Raw genomic sequence first — 19,759 nt, forward strand, 5'->3', positions numbered from 1 at the left:
TTAAGCAAGCCATTCAGTGTGGAACGATCCTTCTTTATCAACACGTTTGTAGGTATGTGATCCGAAGCAATCACGCATGGCCTGGACCAGGTTCTGAGGTAACCGACCGGTGCGATAGCTGTTGATGTAATCCAGTGTGCTGCTGAAGCATGGCACTGGAATACCTGACTGGGCTGCCCCTGCAACGACCTGAGCCAACCCTGGCAGCCTTCGATTGATTTGATCCGCAAACCAAGGATCAACCATCAGGTTCTCAAGCTGTGGATTCAGGTTGTAGGCATCTTGAATCCTCTTCAATAGTTTTGCGCGAATAATGCAACCTCCTTTCCAAATCTGGGCGATCGACGGCATGTGCAGCTCATAATCAAGATCTTGGGAAGCAATACGCAGTAATTCCATCCCTTGGGCATAGCTGGCGACACAGCTCAAGACCACTGCATCCATGAGCGGTGACATGGCGTCAGAAGGGGTGCCCAGGTCGAAATCTTTGATGGCAGGTCCTTTCAGAATCGATTCAGCTGCTACACGTTGCTCTTTCATGGAACTCATCACCCGTCCATTCAAGGAGGCATAAATCGTCGGAACAGACGCTCCCATCTGGAGTGCGGTGACAACCGTCCAAAGACCTGTGCCTTTCTGCCCTGCCTGATCCATGATCTTTTCAACCAGATCAGCACCATCGTCCGGATCTTTTGTCCTCAGACAGACTTCCGTGATTTCGACGAGGTAAGAAGACAGCTCCTCTGTGGCATTCCATTGAGCAAGGACATCGGCCATCTGTTCTCCGGACATCCCCTTGACGCGCTTCATCAGGTCATAGGACTCGGCCAGGATCTGTTCGATGCCATATTCGATGCCGTTATGAACCGTCTTGACGAGGTGGCCTGATCCACCAGGACCGATGTAGGTGACACAGGGGCCGTCCTCAACCTGGGCCGCCATTTTGTTGACCAGACTCTCGATCGCCTCGTAAGAGGTTTTGGTACCACCCGGCATCATGCTGGGTCCCTCCAAAGCGCCCTTGGCTCCGCCTGATACGCCCATGCCGATGAAACCAAAACTCTTGCTTTCCAGTTGCTTCACCCGGCGCTCGGTGTCGTGATAGTCGGAGTTGCCCCCATCAATGAGAAGATCCCCCTCATCGAGGTAAGGAGAAATCTGGTCGACGACAGCGTCAACAGCCGGCCCAGCCTTCACCATCATCAGAATGCGTCGCGGACGCTCAAGTTTTCCAACGAAATCTTTGAGATCGGTTGCGCCTTGAATGTTTTTTCCCTGGCCACGACCATTCAAAAAGTCTTCTGTTTTGGCGTAGGTGCGGTTGTAGACAACACTTGAAAAGCCATTGCGTTCTGCGTTCAGGACAAGGTTTTCGCCCATTACACCGAGACCGATCAGACCGAAGTGAGACTTAGACATGGTCGACAGGACCACCAACAACTGACGTCAGTGTGCGCATAACAACGGCATCCGTCCGCAAACAACACGAATCTGTCAGGAATGAAGGATGCCGTGAGCGTGAAGCATCAGTGCGCGTGAGATTGAATCAGATCACCATTCCATCAGGGATCGTTGCATTCTTCACAACAACAACGATGCCATTTCGGATGTAGAAGCCTTGATCTGCACGATCAGCTTCTTCAACGTTGTCTTTATTGACGATCGTCACATTCGAACCAATCCGAGCATTCTTATCGAGGATGGCGCGCTTGACCGTTGTTCCCTGGCCAACACCAACAGGTGTCCCTCCACGCTCGCGCAAAAGTGCGCGCTCGTCACTTGATTCAAAGAAATCAGCACCCATTAATAAGGTGTCCTGCAGGACAACATCCATTTCGACTCTGCTACGCACTCCGAGAACGCAGTGGTGAATACTGCAAGATTTGAGGATTGATCCTTCACCGATGACAGAATTCGTGATCTGAGCATCGACGAGTTTGCTGGGTGGAAGATAACGAGGCCGAGTATAGATTGGAAACTTCTCGTCGTAAAAACTAAATGCTGGCTTTGGTTGCTGGGTTAAGGCGAGATTGGCCTCATAGAAGGCACCAATCGTTCCAATATCCTCCCAATAATCGTCGAATACATAACTTTGAAGTTTGTCACCGCGTGCAAGAGCGTCCGGAATAACTTCTTTCCCAAAATCCTTGAAGCCTGGGTTTTTATCAAGAAGATCGAATAATGTGTCTCGACTGAAAACATAGATACCCATTGAAGCAAGATAGGGTCTCTCCTTTGCCGATTCAGCACTGAGTCCAAATCGTGAAGTATCAACGGCCATTTCCAACAAGGAGTCACCCTTGGGCTTCTCGCGAAATTCGAGAATATTGGCGTCGCCATCGGTTCGCATCAGGCCGAAGGCTTCCGCCTGGGCAGGATCAACTGGCAGAGCAGCCACAGACAAATCGGCACCCGAGCGACGGTGATGTTCGATAAATAAACTATAATCCATTCGATAAAGTTGATCACCTGACAAAATCAGATATTCATCAACATCCCATTCCTGAAAGAGCCATTGGTATTTACGAACAGCATCAGCAGTTCCCTCAAACCATGACGGACTGTCGGGAGTTTGCTGGGCGGCGAGGACTTCTACGAAGCCCTGTCCAAAGGAGGCGCTGAGATTGTATGTCTGACTTAGATGACGGTTTAAGGACGCGCTATTGAACTGCGTCATCACGTACATCTTGTTGATGTTCGAGTTAATGCAATTGCTGATCGGAATATCGATCAGACGATATTTACCTGCAAGAGGGACAGCCGGTTTGGCCCTCATTTTTGTGAGTGGATAGAGCCTTGTACCAGCTCCGCCACCAAGAATGATGGCTAAAACACGCTTCATGCCGCTGACCGATTTCGGCGTTGCCGAAAGAACTTACTGGACTTTGCGTCCCCGCCAGCGAATTCCGATCAGATCCGACGAGATTGCTGCGAATCAGAACGCGACAGATCTTCAACCATCCGCTTGAGGATCAAGGCTGAACAGCCGTTCGACTGTCCTGAGGGACTGTTGACGTTCCTGTCGTCCCTGCGGCGCCCTGAGTTGCGTCACGGGGGTGTGGAGGATCTTGTTGATGATTCCTTTGCTGAGGGCCTCCACAACCTTGCGTTCCCTGGCGGAAAAATCGGGTCCCATCCGACTCAGAGCCTTCTGTAGCTCCTCATGGCGAATCGCTTCCATGGAGGAGCGAAGCCGGTTGATCGTTGGAACCGCTTCAAGGCTGTCCCACCAATCAAGGAACTGCTGCGCCTCGTTCCTGAGAAGCTCTTCAGCTTCCCGTGCAATCGCCTGTCGAGCTTCCTGATTCCGGGCGACAACCTCCTGCAGATCATCGACGTCGTAGGACTCGACACCGTCGACGTCGCCCACATCTGCGGCAATATTTCGAGGAACTCCGATATCGATCAGTCGCAGACAGCTGCGACGATTCAGTGGAGAGAGCCTTGCAGCCGTGATGATGGGGTCATCAGTGGCCGTGCTCGTAAAGACCAGAGAGCACGTACTCAGAAACTGATCGAGATCGCCCAGTGGACGACACTGCACTGGAAGTTCGGGGAAGTCGGCTGCCAATTGTTCAGCGCGAGCCACTGTGCGGTTCAACAGAACAACCCCGGCAGCACCCTTAGCTTGTAAGTGCTGAAGCAGCAATCTGCTCATCCGCCCGGCGCCGACAACCGCTATTTGCTCACTGTCCAGGCTGACAAGCTGATCCAAACCTCTGGACTGACCTAACTTCAGTTGAGCCAGTTCAACGGCAGCTGAACTGATCGAGACGGCACCAGTACCGAGGTTCGTTTCACTCCTAACCCGCTTACCGGTGCTGACAGCCTGGGTCAACAATCTGTTCAAGATGGGGCCGAGTGACTTGTGCTCTTGGCCCAGGCGCATCATTTTCTTCACTTGAGAAAGGATCTGTCCTTCCCCAAGAACGAGGCTGTCGAGCCCCGCTGAGACGCGCATCAGATGGTCGACCGCGTCTTCGTGGTGGTAACTAAAGAGATGGGGAGAAAGTTCACGCGTCTCCAAACCGGAGTGGCCGCTTAGGAAATCACTGACAGCGGAGACACCAAGATCGGGATTTCTGACCAAGGTATAGATCTCAAGACGATTACAGGTGCTGAGGATGGAGGCCTCAAGCACCTGTTCATTGCCCTTCAAGGACTGAAGGGACGTCTCCATCGTCTGCTCAGGGATACTGAGTCGCTCCCGGATTTCGACCGGTGCCGTGCGATGACTGAGGCCGACGACGGCAATGTGCATGGAGACGTTCCTCTAGACCTGTGAATAACGATCAGCTCAAAGCAATGCTCTGAGCACCGTCCTTGATGTGCACGGTGTTGGTGAAGCGGCAGGTGTTGTCCAGGTTGCTGATCACCAAGCTGCTTGTGCGGGTGCAGTCCTGCTCGAACTTAACTCCATCGAAGAGAAGGCCATCAGTGATGCCGCTTCCTGCAAAGACAACATGTTGCCCACAAGCAAGCTCAGCAGCTTCATAGACCTTGTCCGGATCAGAGATACCCATTTCAGCAAGCCGAGCAAGGTTGCCTTCCTTGGTCAGATCAGCCCACTCCTTGGTTTGGGCAACAGCAGGGTCATAGACCAGCTGACCTTGGAAGTGACCGCCCAAAGCCCGCATAGCGGCAGCGGAAATGACGCCTTCAGGAGCTGCACCAATGCCCATGAGGCAGTGGGTTCCTGAGCCGGCAAATCCACAGGCGATGGCTGCTTGGACATCACCATCGGAGATCGGCTGAATACGTGCACCCGTAGCCCGAATTTCAGCAATCAAGTCCTTGTGGCGAGCACGATCCATGACAACGATCGTGAGTTCATCGGCCGAAAGGCCCAGACAATCGCTGAGAATCTTGATGTTTTCGGTAGCACTTTTGCGGATATCAACCTTGCCCTTGGCTGCTGGTGGTGCAGCCAGCTTTTTCATATAGAAGTCAGGTGCGTTGAACAATCCACCACGGTCGGATGCTGCAAGGACGGCCATGGAACCGCGCTGGCTGAAGGCACAAAGATTGGTGCCTTCGCAGGGGTCAACGGCGAAGTCAACTCCGGGACCAGTTCCACTTCCCACCTCTTCACCGATGTAGAGCATCGGTGCCTCATCGCGCTCGCCTTCGCCAATCACGATGCGACCTTGCATCTGGATCTGACCCATACGCTTACGCATGGCTTCCACAGCAGCGGCGTCTGCCTCGTTCTTCAGGCCTTTGCCGGAGAGCTTGGCGGAAGCGATAGCAGCTTGTTCGACAACCTCGAGAATTTCTTGAATGAGGGTCTGATCCACGGGACTCCGGTTGTGGGGTGAAGGGGTATGCAAGTCCATCAGGGAGGGCAGTCTGCCCTTGCCGCAGTGGATCTCGACGACTGAGCGCGGCTAAGTGTATCAGTGTCATCTGGTCATCCCAAGCCAACAGGGCTTCACTAAAATTCTGCGGTTTATTTGGACTCGTATGGCAGGGCCTCATCGTCCGATTCAGATCATTCCATCAGTCCTTCCAGCGGACTGGGCGGCCATGGGGCAATGCGTCAAAGATCTCGAAAATGCAGGGGTTGACCGTATTCAATTCGATGTCATGGATGGGAATTTTGTACCCAACCTCACCTTTGGCCCCGAACTCATCAAAGCGTGCAGGCGCTATTGCAGCGTTCCGTTCGAAACGCAGCTCATGGTGAGTCAGTACAACTGCGAAACCATGCTCGAGGATTACGTCGAGGCCACCAAAGGGGCGAACGGTGAACCAGGTGTCGTGATCGCACACGTTGAAGCCAACACCCATCTGCATCGGGTGCTCGGACGAATCCGGCAACTAGGGGGCAGTCCATCGGTGGCCATGAACCCACACACACCAATGGAAATGGTGAAAAATGTCCTCGACATGGTGGACCATGTTTTGGTGATGACCGTCAATCCAGGATTTGGAGGTCAGGCTTACATTCCGACCATGCTGGACAAGATTTCAGAGCTGAGAACAGCAATCATTGAACGGAATCTCGATGTTGATATCGAAGTTGATGGGGGGATTAAGGCTAACTGGACCATTTCCCAGTGTTGTGCTGCAGGGGCCAATTGCTTCATCGCCGGCAGTGGCATGTTCGCGTACCCAACCTTGAAAGAGGGATGTGACGACTTACGCCGAGTCGCAACGGAAGCGCAAGCAGGAACAGTTCTGCCAACACCGAACTGATCGGTGTAACGGATGTAACATCACGGAGTCATCAACCAATGGTCCGTGATGTCAGATCGCTCGCTAGTCGTATCACCATCCATCCTGTCAGCGGATTTCTCGCGCTTGGGGGAAGAGGTTAAAGCTGTTGATGAGGCAGGGGCAGACTGGATACACGTCGACGTCATGGATGGACGGTTTGTACCCAATATCACGATTGGCCCCCTGATTGTTGAAGCACTACGCCCCGTGACTAAAAAACCACTGGACGTACATCTGATGATCGTTGAGCCAGAAAAATATGTAGAAAACTTCGCAAATGCAGGCGCTGATATTATTTCAGTACAAGTAGAGGCTTGTCCTCACCTGCACCGCAACATTGCACAAATCAAAGATCTTGGCAAAAAAGCCGGAGCAGTGTTGAACCCTGGAACACCTCTAGACACACTTGAATATTGCCTCGAATTGTGTGATTTAGTCTTAATTATGAGTGTCAATCCTGGCTTCGGCGGACAGAGCTTTATTGAAAATCAAATTAAGAAAATCAGAGATCTACGCAAGATTTGTAACGAAAGGGGACTCGATCCTTGGATAGAGGTTGATGGAGGGATTAAAGCCAATAATGCATGGAAAGTGATTGAAGCAGGTGCAAATGCAATTGTAAGCGGCTCAGGCGTCTTTAATCAGCCGAATTATGCGGAGGCGATCAGAGGAATAAGGAACAGTAGCGCTAACAAAGCAATACTTGTTTAAGCGGAAAACAAGTCAAACCAGACAACAGAGACAAGTCTGCAAAACTAAATCGAGAAAAACATAAGGTATCAGATAGACAAACAAGAGTGATACGATTGTTCGCCATGACGGCAACAAATAGAAGCTGTTACCGCAAAACGATAAAATAAAACCCAAAAGAATTAATCATCTCTGAAAGTTGGCCTGACAAACAGAAAAACACGTAATTATTGAGAAAAGAAACAAAGCCAAAGCGGGTCAACACACGCTTAGAGAGCAATTCAGCACTCTAAAAGGATGAGTGCAAAAATAGCTTGTGCCGAGAATCATAGAATAGACATCAAAAAACATCACAGCGAACGAATTAAAGAAGAAAGATAGGGCATTGTGCTCACAATCAATGCAAGAGCAAACATGCTGATTCTGCATTTTTTTGGATTTGGCGATTCTCTGAGACAATTTGAACTAGAACAATTCACAGGCCTGAGTATTTCAGGATTTAGACCACTCGGCCTAGACGACATGCTTGGATGGTCTCATCAAATAGCCGAAAAAAAACAGTGGAATAAACTAGATGTGAATAGGATCATCATTCGAAGCTGGGTTAAACAAGCAGAGGAGATTCATCGCTGGCAAAATACATTAAGAACAATGCCAGAAGAAATGGGCTTGGTCGCAGGGATAGGTGATCGATTGCAATGGCAGAATCACTTGGAATCGATGTTACGTCAACAGGGAAGGGACAGAGACGAAGAGGCATAAAATAGAATTACGATATGAGCCAAATAATTAAAAACTAGATAGGAAAATCGAAGTGACAATTTCAACCAATTGCGACAAAAACCAATAAGTTATATATCTTCTTGCAATATGAGAAAGAAAATAACAGAAGTCCCAAAAACAATACTGCAGCTTCAGGGATGTACAAATTGATCGTGATCAGCAAGAATAGAGATCAAACCGATCAGGCAAGGCAATTGACGAAGTGGGAGTACACACAGCTGAGGTTTGTTCCACGTGGCAAGTCCTGGACAGGGGAAATCGAAGAGCTATGGCTCGATGATCAGCAGATTATCTCAAGACGACACCCGCAACGCAGCGTCACTCTCGTGGGGCTGATGAATGAGCTTGGCTCACAAGGGTGGGAACTAGCAACTTATGCTCAGCCATTTACCGGATACCACGGTGGCTGCTACACATTCAAACGGCTGAAGTCGGAGTAATAAAAATAACATTATTGCAACAATTGCGACCCAAAATACAATCTAAAACTCTGAAAAAGCATTTAAAATTCAATTGAGACAATAGACGACCCTGCCTTAAGAACCACCAGCGCATAAATCCAAAAAAGAAATAAAAAGTGAAAAGAAATAGTATCAAAAAATTGATATAAACAATATGGGACTATGAACGCTTCAATTCATTTGAGTAAACACCCGTTAGACCCATGACTCCCATAGCAGATGGATGATATTCATTCAAAGTCGTTAAAACTGAAGCGATGAACATCGTAATCGCAAGTGAATTTTCATTATTAGAATTTTCCGTGAATTCAGGAACAACAATTTGATCAAGAATTGACTGACTTTTCAGTAAAGCATATTCTTTTTCCTGCTTGTCATCAGGAATATTGGTAGTAAATTTTGATGCAAGGTCAAAGATAAAGGCCGACCTTTCAGGATCGAGAGTTTGAAGATGACACAACAATGCGTTTATAACAAGGTATAGCTGGGGTCGTTGAAGAGTTCGGGTTGAATCGCCTGCTAATTCATTGATCAGCTTGACATTTAGCATAGAAACCAAAACATAGGCCATCAAAAAGAAATCTAGTGAAATTCAGTGAAACGTCAAGCAGAGATAGGCAAAAGCGTGAATTGCTCAGGATTGAAGTGATCTGATTCGTAGATGAAAGAAAATCATTCATAAGCGATGAGTGTAACGTTAAAAGCAACGTGAAAATAAAACAGAGCCTAAAACAATCGGCATCAAAACCACAGGCTCAGATAAAAAAAGAAAGAGTGAAGGATTTGAATATATTGCCGAATCGGAAAAGTAAAGTTCTAATGCCTAACAATTTTCGGAAGGGGAACAAAGAAACCCATGTAGAAGTATGTATAAAAAATTACTTTGCTTAAGCTGGTCGTATAGGGTAGTGGAGTCGAGCTGTGTCATCCCATCTACTGAGAGGAGGTACCCAATGGAGCTCAACGATGATTTGAGGCAACGTGTTCGAGAATTAATGCGACAAAAATGGGACCAACATCCGCAGATGAAAAGACTTCAGTTTCAGGGAAGACATCCACATTTGTATCCATCTCTTACACAACATCCTCATCCTCTGGTTTAGATAAAGTAGAGAGAATAAATTACCAATAGAAAAAATAATGTTGAAATCAGACTATATCTATTGCGCAAAAATATTTTACTAAATCCACAAGAAAGAGTAAAGCCGAGCAAAAACAATCAAACCAAAGTCATTGACACAACGAAATAATAGAGAGACTTTGAATTGTTATGCAGATGATATATCGCTACAGGCCAGATGATCTAGATAAGTAAATATATAACAGCAAGAAAGAATTCAATTACTCATAAATATTGAGACATAAAATCGATATGATCACAAAAAATTTGAAGTTACTCCTTGAAGCGATCTATCAACCAAGAAACAAGAATCAAAAAAGGAGGGTGGGACGAAGGGTCGTCCTGTAGACGCCGTCCAAATATCACAGTGGTATGGTGCATTAGGACGCCAGACAAACGTAATAATCTGTTACAACATACATGTTCCGAAATTTTCTCATGGACAACGCAAAATTCGGTTTTTCCTCTTTCGCTGAACAATGGAATGGCCGCTTGGCCATGATGGGATTTGTGATCGGTTTAGGAACCGAACTCTTAACGGGCCAAGGCATCTTGTCTCAGGTTGGTCTGGGGTGACATCGAAGTCAGAACAAGACCTCTGGGTCCCTGAAGACAAGAGTGGGTATGCTTCGCTCTTTTATCTTGGATTAATGATGGCTGCCCTAGGGATTGGTGGAAACATTGCTATTCAATCCCTGTGGGAGACCCTCCAAGATTTGACCGAATTGATCTGACTTTGACACTGCGGATTGGTCAATTAGATGCATCTTATTTAATGACGAAACCATCAATGGCACAACACCATGTAACATTCTTCATTCAAATATGATTAGCATCATCTTAAATACCCACGATTTGTTCGGTTAATCCCCACAAATCCCCGATGACAGGGCAACAGGAGGGAGACCTCCTGTTTTTTTGCGTAAATTCAAATTTAAGAAGAATCACAGCAAAACAGATTAAAAACATTCAATAAGCACATCATTCAATATCCTATGCTTATTGAAAGGGAAGAGGAACAATTTAATCCTGACCTCTAGCAAGAATCTTCAATACACAGATTCGTAAAATAAAATCAAAGAGAAGGTCGAAGCCAGAAGATGATTGGTTAGATCGACTAATAATCAAATGAATTATTATGAGCTAACAACCTTTGACAAAAAATTCCTTAACTTATGCTGTTGTGTTATACACTTTGCAGATAATTTATCGCATTTAAAAGAATTACAAGGAGTAATTAGATTTCTAAATAAAAGACCTCTATCGGAAGTTTACTCATTTGCAAGAAGAGTTGAAAATCTACTAATTCCATCCCTATTGATAGAAGACGAAACCTGGAAGGTTGACAGCTTGGCCTGGAAAAAATTGCTTGTAATAATGGAGACATACACCTCATTCCATTAAAAATAGAGAAAGGAGTTATAGACAATTGATATATAGGGCCTAAATATGAGAGAATAAACTGGCATTAACAACACAAAATAGACAAGTGGACAAAAGAGAATAAGGTCATACATGAACATCAGTTGTAGCGGATATTTGGACACTGATGTAGGCGAAAATCCCTAAAGAATGATCAACAAAAAACATAAAAATTAGTTTTATAACTAAATACAATTAGACAGCCCTAATCAATTGAGAAAAATAAAGTTGAAAGGGTATGGATTAGAAGAAAACAAAAGAATACAGGTGATTGAAGTTTTTCAGCCACACAACTTCAACTGATCTGTTATAACCTATGAGGCTGCAATTCAATTGTAGTCAAAAATTCGTAACGAGTAAAAACGATGATTCAAGTACGTGCTCCAAAAAGATCCCTAATAGGAATCGTAATGGCAATTTTTGGCACGCTAGGGCTCGCCGGATCTGGTATTTTATGGAACTTCCAGGGAAGGGAATATGGCCTAACCGGCACAATAACTTCCATTTTGGCTTTGGTTTTTGGTTTCTTGTTTCTTTGGCCGCTTCAGCAAGCTGTAGTCAAAACTCAGACTTTATCAAATAATACTGACAAGGATACAGATAACATTCAAGAAGATAATGAAGTTAACGATGAACTATCGATGAATGATGAGGATATGGCGAAGAATAAAATAGAGGAAACAACTGCGGAGTCGATAGCAAGAGAGCTACAGGAAAGTCTTAAATCAATGCCGGCTGTTGAATTAACTAATTTTTCATGCACACATCTTCTGCCTGGGCAAACGATTAACACGAAACTGAGGAAACCAGGTCCGTCAATTCAGAAGTATCGTACTATGGTTAAAGATATCTTTTAACATCTACATGACATAACCCATTCTCTTGTCGTAGAGAATCGACTCTAGAAATTCTTTGCGTAAGAACGACAAGTTGTAACACAGTATTATTCTTATGATAGGAAATACCCTCTCCAGTCTTTATCCGAAAGCAATGTTTTAATGCGATTTAATATATCCGATTTTGGTTGACTTAAACCATCATTACTGATACTTAGCAGATACTCATGTTGACGACCATCTCCCCTTGGGCGCGAGCAGATAATTGTTATATCATCGTATGTGATTGGGAAACAATCAATCAATGATTGTTCGAGGACATGTTCAGATATGAACAAAAGAAAATCTAAAATAACAGGATTGAAATACTCCTCAGAAATACTTAAAGCACCAGATCTTATCATTTTCTCGCGCGTCTGTGGAGTGTAGGTAACAAATGAATAACAACTACGATAAGCAGTAAGGTGTAAATACAGTCCTTTAAATTCTTTTCTCGTCATCTAGGAAACAATGAATAACATTTGAGCTAAGAATAGGTATTTTCAAAGAGATTAATACAACTTACTATACAGTAAGCCAGTAAAGACGTTAAATGATAAATTTAGTTATGACAGACCACTACAAGATCAAGCGCAGTTATGGAGCTAGAAACGAGTAATGGCATTCTCGGCTTACTTATCACATCAGGGCTTTTCATGGCATTGCAAATCTGGTGGATCACGTCCCTCTTACATAGAAATAGGCGACAGACATTCGGGCAACCACTGAACTCCAAAGAGTTTCGTAAAGAGCTGGAGCGAATCATTAATCGATAAAATCTACAATCTAACAATTAAACATTAAAATCAAAAATGACTAAAATAATTCCAGCCTTGACCTTTAAATACTGCATAAGAATAGAAAAGATAGGCCACCGCCAATGATGCATATAGACTAAATTGATAGGACAAAATTGCTAGTAGCACTTGATTGCTGGAAAGGGTCAAGAACTAGGCATAAATAAACCAAGCTTGATAATAGAGACAGCAATAGTCTCGGGAGGATAAACGGAAGTATTCTAGAATAGCCGTTTAAATCAGTCGAAACAAAAAGTATTGGATAAAAGAAATATGTATAACAAAATAGAAAACGCGAGTTTAAACCGAATCAAAAGCGAAAAATAGTCTTTTACAAACGAAAAAGTGTTATTGTAAAAAGGAGTAAAAATGTGTTGTTCTATCAATGTCATTCATTCTCTCAAAAGGAAAATCATTACATGGAAGTCTCCAGCCTGGAGACAACCAGCAAATATTTCAAATCGACAAAAAACCTGGGCATTTTTTTTCGATTAAATTGAGGTCAAGGAGCATCTCGCCAAGAATCACAGTAGAGAACAGTACAGAAATTGTTGAACAATCGACATGCTATAGCAATCAATGCAAAACAGGAACAATTGATGGTGAGCGCTATAGAGAAGATTCCCTGGTCGCAAAAGTATTAACAATGAGTGGCGGAGGTGATTACAAGATCAAAATGATTGATCATGGCGATCTTGATGACATCACCTCGAATGTTATACGCTTCACGAATCGGATGAGACGACGAAATGATGTCAAACCTCTGAAGAGAAGTCAATTGTTGACCAAAGCGGCGCAGGCGCATGTCGATGATATGGATACGGTGGGCCGCTATCTCGGACATGACAGCAGTGATGGTCGAGAACTACGGGACCGAATTAATCAAGTGGGGTACAAATGGACTTACATTGCTGAGAATGCTGCCTCAGGCCAGGGTTCACCAAAAGATGTTGTTAAGTCCTGGATGAACAGCACAGGACACCGTGCCAATCTACTGAATAAAGAGATAAGTGAAATTGGAGTAGGTTATGCAATCGATGATTTATCTGGAGCCACATATTGGATTCAGAAATTTGCAGCTCCTGCTTGAAACTTACGAAAAGAGCTAGTAATTATTTTAATTAATACAAATAAGTATTGAAATTTAAGCATCTCGATCAATCAAAAACACAGCGAAGAAAAACAAAGGGTTGATCTATGTTCCCCTTACATTCATTGCATAACATGTTAGAATGATGTACTTATAATTTCACACATGAAATTTGAATTAGATAGTCGTTTAATTGAACCAAATAGAAGAAAAATAAAAGAGGCCTTAGTGGGCAAACGTGTTTACGTCTGCATGGGGAACTACTTACTCCTTAACGCATTCTGTCTATCTCGAGCTATAAATGATCGATTAGTCGGCCATTCGACGACTGAACAGGAATGTATATCCGACTTAGTAAATTTAAAACCAGATTTATTATTTATAACGGAATATTTAGAGTCAGGGTGTGCGGCTTCATTGGTAGAAAAAGCAAAATCTATTCTGCCTGGCTTGAAAACACTCGTATTCATTGATAGTAAAAATGTTGGATTGGTCGATAAGTGTGTTGACGCAGGCTCAGAGGGTATAATATTTACAACATCTATCGGCACAATTAATGGTAATTATGTAGAAGCAATAGTGAATATATCTGAAGGCAATACCTATTTTCCTATAGATGTGCGGCAGGAAATTACACCTGATAATGCGGAACGATTGAATATAAGTGAATTATCGCAGCTAGAGTTAGATGTTTTGAAATTAGTGACAGAGGGGAATTCAGATATACAAATAGCAAAAGTACTCTCATTGAGAGAGGCCTCTATCAAAAAGCATATAATAAATATACTTCAAAAGCTTGGTATAAAACACAAAACTCAATTGATGGTTGCACGTTTAAAAAATAAGATTCATTTTGAAACCACAAGTTAATAAAACACAGTGACAATTGAAAAATAAATCAGCTTAATGAATAAGATCATCCACCATTTTCTCAGAGTATAGGAGAGTACTTATATATTATCGGTACTAACAATACTGAAAATGCACACTCTATTAAGAATCAACCAACACCTTTCGTCGCTAGCTACGAAAATACATGTCATGACGACGCTCAAGGGAGACATTTCTATCGTTTATCTTTCACTCAGATCATTTGGCCATTAGCTATGCTCACAATATAAAACAATGGACATGGATGAGTTGATATTAACGATGAACTCTTCTGAAATATTTGGTTTCGCAGCGGCGACTCTTTCAACAATTGCATTTGTACCGCAAGTCATCAAAACATGGAGGTCGCAATCAGCAGATGATGTTTCTTATGCTCTTCTCTTAACATTCAGCACAGGATGCCTTTGTTGGGTGGTCTATGGATATCAGGTGGATGCAAGACCGGTAATGATCGCAAACACATTCACCTTGGCACTAAATCTAGCGATACTGGCTATGAAAAAGGTTTTTGAAAAAGAGCTATAAATCATTCATTATTTAGTCAACAATTGTTTTTTATGATTAGAGGTAAATCCTCAAAATTGTCAATCTGGAAAGGTCCGCTTTGATTGTTGATGAAGATAACTTCAAAGCCGTCCCAATTTTTAATTAGATCAATTTCTATAAATTCATCATCCATTGTCATCCTAATATTCACACCCCAATCAGCAGAATCAACCAGCAGACCCTGTACGAAGCCAAGCTCCGCATTTTCGATCAGTTGACGAATTTTAGCTTCCATTAACACGTTGACTCCAGTAATATTCTAATTTAAATAAACTGCTAGTCAAATGATATTTAATCACATAAAAAGAGGGCATTTGATTCACTCTTTACTAGCGTTTGATTCACCATATGCCAATCTCTCTGCAGGGCGTAGAATATAGTTAAAAAAAGACATCTTAGTAAGTATACTCTAAAGAACGATAAAAGCAAGATTGATAGAATATTTATTTTGTTCAATATGAAAAATAGTTCAATGGAGTAACGGTGATGTTTAAGATAAATCGAAACTTTCAAATTAAAATCGTTGAGAATTTTACCAAGAAGAAAGTTGTTATTATTACTCAGTGTGGGAGTGATCTCATCAACCAACTCTCATACACGAAAAATAAAAGAAAGAAGGCAATGATTCCAACAACAAGGAGTTTGCCACTCATTCCGTACCTTGATGCTAGAACGTCTCCTAAATACTTTAGCTCGATCAAGAGAAAATTCCATGTCTTATCAACAGATCACAACCAATAACAAGATATTGTTATATAGGGGAACGTCATTCCGTTGTTATTGAAAAAACAACCTGATGATGAAAGATGAATAGATACCTAAAGAATAGCTATTATGTTTAATCAAAAATCTACGGTCTCTTGAGTGAATCTATCAGTTGCTTGCGCTCTAACAGTTGTGCTCCTCATTCTTTCATCTATTGAAAACACATATTAGACGGTGAAGGTTGTAGAAAGGAGACACTCCTCGGTGGCAGCTGGGATGATGGAGTTTCCAACGGAAAAGCATCTATTGACTTGGACTTAGAGAGGATGATGTGAAACAAATTGAGCTCATTCCATGGTTTAGATCTTCGAACTTCTATCGGTCATCAACCGGATAAACTCAGGAAAACCACGAACCATGAACAAAATCATTTAATATAACTCAACAATTTTCTAAACTACCATGCTTTCAAGTCTATTCCCTTTGATCTATACCGCTGGCATTGTCTTGACGGTGATCAAGGTCATCCAATGGATGGCTTCTCATGGCCATGGTACCTCCACAGCCAAGAACAGAGACGTTGACAGAACAGGGCTGAAAACAATTCACCCTGAGCTCCTTGATGAGAACGGAGTTGTAACCGAGGAGGAGCTATGGGCAGTACGTTTTGAGGACTTGGATGGCTTCTCCATCAAAACCAAGGTCTAACCAACCCGCATAAGCCAGCATTAAAAGCCTCCATTGATTCCAGTGCGAGTGGATTGGCCAGTATGTAGATCAGGAACTACCTGCAATCAAATCGAACATTCGTTTCCCGCAGTGCATACCGAACGTTTCTCCCGATCGATCACGAGAAACGTGCCCATAACATCATGAACATCACCAGTGGTAGCTGAGAGACCATCGTTCATAAGACAGTTAACGACGAGTGGGATTATTAATAGGAACTTCATCCCTGAATCATCATTGTTTAGAGACAGCGTGATTCCATGCTGCAATTACGTCTAAGGGCCCTCTCAACGCTAGCTGAAAACTCTATGAGAGCAGCATCTGGATCCTTTAAGCAGCGAAGGCATTGTCCCCCTCAACCGACCTGATATGTGTTCCTTAGAGATTGGGATTACTCCCATACCGAGATCAATGAACAGACAGAAGCGTTCTCAGATAATTCCAAGTCTTTTTCATGCTAACGCTTTAATACCCGCTTGACAAAACAATTAAACCAGATCAAGACAGATCTTTTTCGTATGACACGCTTTATTTTTCGCCAACCCAAGCGGCACATGAAGATCAGTCACTGGTTTGCTGTTGTCACAGGAATGTTGACAGCATCGCTCTGTTTGGAATTTCAATCTGGAATGAAGCCTGAACCGCAGAAAAGTCATGCACATTACTCCTATATCAAAAGCTGATTTGAAAAGCAAAAATTTGACTCGACAGCACTGAAGAAGCTGAGCATTTGAATAAATAAAAAAATCGCATCGTCTTCATAATTATTTGATAGGATTGAATTTAGTTACATATCATTTATGAAAAACCAATCACTATTTATTCTGCTAATTGGAGCCGTGGCAATTGGCAATCTTCCCGTACATGCCCTATCTGATCAACAACGCTTTGATCTTTGTCGATCGGTAATGGAAAATAGACCGCACAATCCAAGCCAAGACGGTCCTTATGCTAAATCCACGAATTCGATCGGCTATGGAGCCTATCCACCAACTGATCAGAAGGGAATTTGGATTGAAATGAAGTGCTGGGAAATACCGGGCATCTACGACCCTTTCTGATAAAGCAATACTGAACACAAAAAAATCAACCATTAGGATCAGCTCAAATATGTGAATCATTTGAATGGCGACTTGAGTAATACATCTTTAATATGCACTAAAGATGGCGGAGAAGATGATTGCTTGTGTTCACACTATTGAACATGATTGGTTTTCATGAGCACGGGAAAAAACGCACTGAATATTTTGAAAACCCAATGCACATCAAGCTTGAGGATCAGGAAAATACTAGAATGAATATGAGGTTGACCCTGAGTTCTGCTAGTAACTAAAATAGCTTAATGAAGTCTTTGGTCTGTCTGCAGATCATTTTCGTATTTGAGTGGACTGACATCCTGACAGGGCCTTCCTGATAGACATAGGTTCTCTTAGGTTGGTGTGGTGCGATGAGTCAACCAAACCACATCCAGCTCTAAAGGTATTCTTGGCACAATTGATTTACATTATTTGCAGCTGTTTCAGCAGCGTTGTGAGTCATCCCAAGCTTTGAGCGAAGGTCCCGAGGCATCGAGGAGTAAAACTTCTCCCATAGTGTTGTTGGAGTCCAGAGCTGGGCTGCCATTTTCCAATCAGTACAGGCTCTCATTGGATTATTATCCATCGCTTTTTTGGAAATCCCTCGCCAGTAATAGGCTTCGAATAGTCGAGGGTTGATTTCAATTGCAATTGAATAGTCATCAATAGCAGCTTGAAATTTGTCTGATTGATGATTGACTTGTCCACGGCCCAAAAAGGCATCGGCCTTATAAGGTTCAAGCTTAAGTGCCTTATCAAAGTCAGAAATTGAAGAATTTAAAATTGCTTGATTCAAGACTGCAATTGCAGGATTATTTTCATCATTATATTGAGTTGAATTGGCCTTTGCGTGGCCACGTTGCACGTAAGCTGTAACATTACCAGGATCATTCTCAATTATTTTCGTGTAATCAACAATTGCACCTTCATGATCATAATCATTGACTTTATATCTTGCCAAGATAAAATAATAAGAATTTGATATCGGCGTGCAGCCCAATGTAGCCAAACAAACCAATACTATAACCAATCCCGACATTGCCCTGTTGATCGACATTCGCATTCGAATTTGGGAATCAATGGAACTGTTAGATGTGTAGCATAGAAAGATTTCTGACAAAAATCAAAGGGTTAGGCGTACTGGTCAAGAGGGCATAAGTGTCAGTTGTAGGCGGTTCATCTTATTTATCAAGTGGATTGGTATAAGTTCGGAAGTGTGAGGAGTTTCTTTTACTGATAAGAAGTGAATGGTTTGAATTCTCCTGAGGCAAATCAAAAATTTTCTGCATCCACAAGGTTGACAACTGCCCCAAGAAACGAAAATGTGATCTGAACTCTCCTGTTTTATCGCGAATCTTGCAGTTAAACAGGTTGGTTGTAAATATTTAAAAGAGCAGATCCATGGAATCACTGGTTTTCAAAGAAACCAACCGTAACTATGTAAACCGATACCGAGTAAATTAACGCCGATGTAGCAGATAGCAATTACAGCAAGGCCAATCACAGCGACAAACGCAGGTCGTCGACCCTGCCAACCGCGACTGAGACGACTATGAAGGTACGCCGCATAGACGAGCCAACAAATCAAAGCCCACGTTTCTTTTGGATCCCAACTCCAGTAACTTCCCCATGCTTCATTCGCCCAAACTGCACCGCTGATAATGCCAACAGTCAACAGCAGAAATCCCACAGTGATGGTGCGATAACTAAGGCTGTCGAGCTGCTCTACCGGACTTAGTTGGATCGATTTGAGATTGAGAATCCCCACATCACCCATGGCCGTTGCTTGTCGGTAACCGCCGGTTCCGATCGAACTACTCCGCAATTGCAGTGCTTCGCCTCGATCCGTGAGCAGAACAGCCAACGACAATAAAGATCCAACAAGCAGAGCGGCATAACTCACCATGATCACGCTCACATGCATCACCAACCAACTTGAACGCAGGGCCGGAACGAGGGGCGCTGCGCTCTGAAGCGTGTCGGGTAAAGCAAAGCTTGCGAAAGCGATGCAACCAAGACCCATAGGAGTAGCTGCCGCCGCAACATGGGGAGATGGCCAGCTCCGTTCCACAAGAAGCTGGGTGAGAGTGCAGGCCCAGGCGAGAAAACAAAGCGACTCATACAAGTTGCTGATTGGGAAATGGCCGGATTGCCACCAGCGCAAGACCAGTTGAGCTGTAAGGAGAAGGTTGGCCATAGCGACCAGGCTCCTCACCGCCGTTGACGTTTCACGACTGGACACCGACCAGAACGCCACGGGCATCGCCAGAAGCAACAGGACGAAGGCCGTGAAACCAAGGGTGGTCACCACGTTGGCGGCGTCAATCAACACGGCATCCGTCCAGTCCATACAAC

At 43.8% G+C, this 19,759-nt stretch carries 20 protein-coding genes; 12 read left to right on the forward strand and 8 right to left on the reverse strand.

The features are described from left to right. Together gndA and SIB64_RS10500 are read right to left on the reverse strand one after the other, a co-directional pair. Positions 1–1,419 carry an NADP-dependent phosphogluconate dehydrogenase gene (gndA, locus tag SIB64_RS10495; RefSeq protein ID WP_413440161.1) on the reverse strand — a complete coding sequence of 473 codons (1,419 nt, stop codon included), beginning with the start codon at positions 1,417–1,419 and terminating at the stop codon, positions 1–3. Positions 1,420–1,546: 127 nt separating this feature from the next. Continuing rightward, entirely contained in the window at positions 1,547–2,842 is a 1,296-nt protein-coding gene (locus tag SIB64_RS10500) for a glucose-1-phosphate adenylyltransferase (RefSeq protein ID WP_413440162.1), read from the reverse strand. Between SIB64_RS10500 and SIB64_RS10505 the strand changes: the two genes are divergently transcribed. After that, a complete protein-coding gene (locus SIB64_RS10505) occupies positions 2,841–2,969 on the forward strand; it encodes a hypothetical protein (protein WP_413440163.1) in 129 nt (42 codons plus the stop codon). The two genes, SIB64_RS10500 and SIB64_RS10505, sit on opposite strands and share 2 nt — an antisense overlap. Here the strand turns inward: SIB64_RS10505 and SIB64_RS10510 are convergent. Further along, on the reverse strand, positions 2,954–4,261 hold the full coding sequence (locus tag SIB64_RS10510; RefSeq protein ID WP_413440164.1) for a glutamyl-tRNA reductase: 1,308 nt from the start codon (positions 4,259–4,261) through the stop codon (positions 2,954–2,956). The genes SIB64_RS10505 and SIB64_RS10510 overlap by 16 nt on opposite strands. Positions 4,262–4,292: 31 nt before the next feature. Beyond that, positions 4,293–5,297, reverse strand: a complete 1,005-nt coding sequence (gene glpX, locus SIB64_RS10515) for a class II fructose-bisphosphatase (protein WP_413442988.1) — start codon at positions 5,295–5,297, stop codon at positions 4,293–4,295. Positions 5,298–5,463: 166 nt separating this feature from the next. Here glpX and rpe (SIB64_RS10520) point away from each other — a divergent pair, with 166 nt between their 5' ends. The 4 genes from rpe (SIB64_RS10520) (at position 5,464) to SIB64_RS10535 (ending at position 8,132) form a co-directional block, all read left to right on the forward strand. Beyond that, positions 5,464–6,198, forward strand: a complete 735-nt coding sequence (rpe, locus tag SIB64_RS10520) for a ribulose-phosphate 3-epimerase (RefSeq protein ID WP_413440165.1) — start codon at positions 5,464–5,466, stop codon at positions 6,196–6,198. A 48-nt stretch (positions 6,199–6,246) separates the two neighbouring features. After that, positions 6,247–6,930 (forward strand): ribulose-phosphate 3-epimerase, encoded by a 684-nt coding sequence (gene rpe / locus SIB64_RS10525; protein ID WP_413440166.1) that lies wholly within the window; start codon positions 6,247–6,249, stop codon positions 6,928–6,930. A 393-nt stretch (positions 6,931–7,323) separates the two neighbouring features. After that, entirely contained in the window at positions 7,324–7,671 is a 348-nt protein-coding gene (locus tag SIB64_RS10530) for a hypothetical protein (RefSeq protein WP_413440167.1), read from the forward strand. A gap of 167 nt (positions 7,672–7,838) precedes the next feature. Continuing rightward, a complete protein-coding gene (locus tag SIB64_RS10535; RefSeq protein WP_413440168.1) occupies positions 7,839–8,132 on the forward strand; it encodes a hypothetical protein in 294 nt (97 codons plus the stop codon). 181 nt (positions 8,133–8,313) lie between these two features. On the opposite strand, the gene SIB64_RS10540 is transcribed toward SIB64_RS10535, so the two are convergent. After that, on the reverse strand, positions 8,314–8,724 hold the full coding sequence (locus SIB64_RS10540; RefSeq protein WP_413440169.1) for a hypothetical protein: 411 nt from the start codon (positions 8,722–8,724) through the stop codon (positions 8,314–8,316). A gap of 987 nt (positions 8,725–9,711) precedes the next feature. Here SIB64_RS10540 and SIB64_RS10545 point away from each other — a divergent pair. From SIB64_RS10545 to SIB64_RS10565, 5 genes are all read left to right on the forward strand, one after another. After that, positions 9,712–9,849: a high light inducible protein gene (locus tag SIB64_RS10545; protein ID WP_413326509.1), complete on the forward strand. Its 138-nt coding sequence runs from the start codon at positions 9,712–9,714 to the stop codon at positions 9,847–9,849. A gap of 1,256 nt (positions 9,850–11,105) precedes the next feature. Further along, positions 11,106–11,552: a hypothetical protein gene (locus SIB64_RS10550; RefSeq protein ID WP_413440170.1), complete on the forward strand. Its 447-nt coding sequence runs from the start codon at positions 11,106–11,108 to the stop codon at positions 11,550–11,552. 1,200 nt (positions 11,553–12,752) lie between these two features. Then, positions 12,753–13,457, forward strand: a complete 705-nt coding sequence (locus SIB64_RS10555; RefSeq protein ID WP_413440171.1) for a CAP domain-containing protein — start codon at positions 12,753–12,755, stop codon at positions 13,455–13,457. A 165-nt stretch (positions 13,458–13,622) separates the two neighbouring features. Next, the gene (locus SIB64_RS10560; protein WP_413440172.1) at positions 13,623–14,327 is read left to right on the forward strand and encodes a response regulator transcription factor; all 705 of its coding nucleotides are present in this window, start codon (positions 13,623–13,625) and stop codon (positions 14,325–14,327) included. Between the two features lie 282 nt (positions 14,328–14,609). Then, complete coding sequence (locus SIB64_RS10565; RefSeq protein ID WP_413440173.1) at positions 14,610–14,873, forward strand: SemiSWEET family sugar transporter; 264 nt, start codon at positions 14,610–14,612, stop codon at positions 14,871–14,873. A gap of 16 nt (positions 14,874–14,889) precedes the next feature. Here the strand turns inward: SIB64_RS10565 and SIB64_RS10570 are convergent, their stop codons facing one another. Further along, positions 14,890–15,129 (reverse strand): hypothetical protein, encoded by a 240-nt coding sequence (locus SIB64_RS10570; protein ID WP_413440174.1) that lies wholly within the window; start codon positions 15,127–15,129, stop codon positions 14,890–14,892. A 932-nt stretch (positions 15,130–16,061) separates the two neighbouring features. Between SIB64_RS10570 and SIB64_RS10575 the strand changes: the two genes are divergently transcribed. Then, positions 16,062–16,307: a DUF2973 domain-containing protein gene (locus SIB64_RS10575; protein ID WP_413440175.1), complete on the forward strand. Its 246-nt coding sequence runs from the start codon at positions 16,062–16,064 to the stop codon at positions 16,305–16,307. Between the two features lie 860 nt (positions 16,308–17,167). After that, positions 17,168–17,389: a hypothetical protein gene (locus SIB64_RS10580; protein ID WP_413440176.1), complete on the forward strand. Its 222-nt coding sequence runs from the start codon at positions 17,168–17,170 to the stop codon at positions 17,387–17,389. Between the two features lie 412 nt (positions 17,390–17,801). Here the strand turns inward: SIB64_RS10580 and SIB64_RS10585 are convergent, their stop codons facing one another. Beyond that, entirely contained in the window at positions 17,802–18,461 is a 660-nt protein-coding gene (locus SIB64_RS10585) for a tetratricopeptide repeat protein (protein ID WP_413440177.1), read from the reverse strand. 360 nt (positions 18,462–18,821) lie between these two features. After that, positions 18,822–19,754 (reverse strand): c-type cytochrome biogenesis protein CcsB, encoded by a 933-nt coding sequence (gene ccsB, locus SIB64_RS10590; RefSeq protein ID WP_413440178.1) that lies wholly within the window; start codon positions 19,752–19,754, stop codon positions 18,822–18,824. Positions 19,755–19,759 lie beyond the last annotated feature (5 nt).

Source organism: Synechococcus sp. MIT S1220 (assembly GCF_047303025.1).
GTDB lineage: Bacteria > Cyanobacteriota > Cyanobacteriia > PCC-6307 > Cyanobiaceae > Parasynechococcus.

Excerpts from the sequence above, each read along its gene's own strand:
- gndA (WP_413440161.1), bottom strand. The coding sequence starts at position 1,419 with ATGTCTAAGTCTCACTTCGGTCTGATCGGTCTCGGTGTAATGGGCGAA.
- SIB64_RS10505 (WP_413440163.1), top strand. The coding sequence starts at position 2,841 with ATGCCGCTGACCGATTTCGGCGTTGCCGAAAGAACTTACTGGACTTTG.
- SIB64_RS10500 (WP_413440162.1), bottom strand. The coding sequence starts at position 2,842 with ATGAAGCGTGTTTTAGCCATCATTCTTGGTGGCGGAGCTGGTACAAGG.
- SIB64_RS10510 (WP_413440164.1), bottom strand. The coding sequence starts at position 4,261 with ATGCACATTGCCGTCGTCGGCCTCAGTCATCGCACGGCACCGGTCGAA.
- rpe (WP_413440165.1), top strand. The coding sequence starts at position 5,464 with ATGGCAGGGCCTCATCGTCCGATTCAGATCATTCCATCAGTCCTTCCA.
- rpe (WP_413440166.1), top strand. The coding sequence starts at position 6,247 with ATGTCAGATCGCTCGCTAGTCGTATCACCATCCATCCTGTCAGCGGAT.
- SIB64_RS10530 (WP_413440167.1), top strand. The coding sequence starts at position 7,324 with ATGCTGATTCTGCATTTTTTTGGATTTGGCGATTCTCTGAGACAATTT.
- SIB64_RS10540 (WP_413440169.1), bottom strand. The coding sequence starts at position 8,724 with ATGGCCTATGTTTTGGTTTCTATGCTAAATGTCAAGCTGATCAATGAA.
- SIB64_RS10545 (WP_413326509.1), top strand. The coding sequence starts at position 9,712 with ATGGACAACGCAAAATTCGGTTTTTCCTCTTTCGCTGAACAATGGAAT.
- SIB64_RS10550 (WP_413440170.1), top strand. The coding sequence starts at position 11,106 with ATGGCAATTTTTGGCACGCTAGGGCTCGCCGGATCTGGTATTTTATGG.
- SIB64_RS10555 (WP_413440171.1), top strand. The coding sequence starts at position 12,753 with ATGTCATTCATTCTCTCAAAAGGAAAATCATTACATGGAAGTCTCCAG.
- SIB64_RS10560 (WP_413440172.1), top strand. The coding sequence starts at position 13,623 with ATGAAATTTGAATTAGATAGTCGTTTAATTGAACCAAATAGAAGAAAA.
- SIB64_RS10565 (WP_413440173.1), top strand. The coding sequence starts at position 14,610 with ATGAACTCTTCTGAAATATTTGGTTTCGCAGCGGCGACTCTTTCAACA.
- SIB64_RS10570 (WP_413440174.1), bottom strand. The coding sequence starts at position 15,129 with ATGGAAGCTAAAATTCGTCAACTGATCGAAAATGCGGAGCTTGGCTTC.
- SIB64_RS10575 (WP_413440175.1), top strand. The coding sequence starts at position 16,062 with ATGCTTTCAAGTCTATTCCCTTTGATCTATACCGCTGGCATTGTCTTG.
- SIB64_RS10585 (WP_413440177.1), bottom strand. The coding sequence starts at position 18,461 with ATGTCGATCAACAGGGCAATGTCGGGATTGGTTATAGTATTGGTTTGT.
- ccsB (WP_413440178.1), bottom strand. The coding sequence starts at position 19,754 with ATGGACTGGACGGATGCCGTGTTGATTGACGCCGCCAACGTGGTGACC.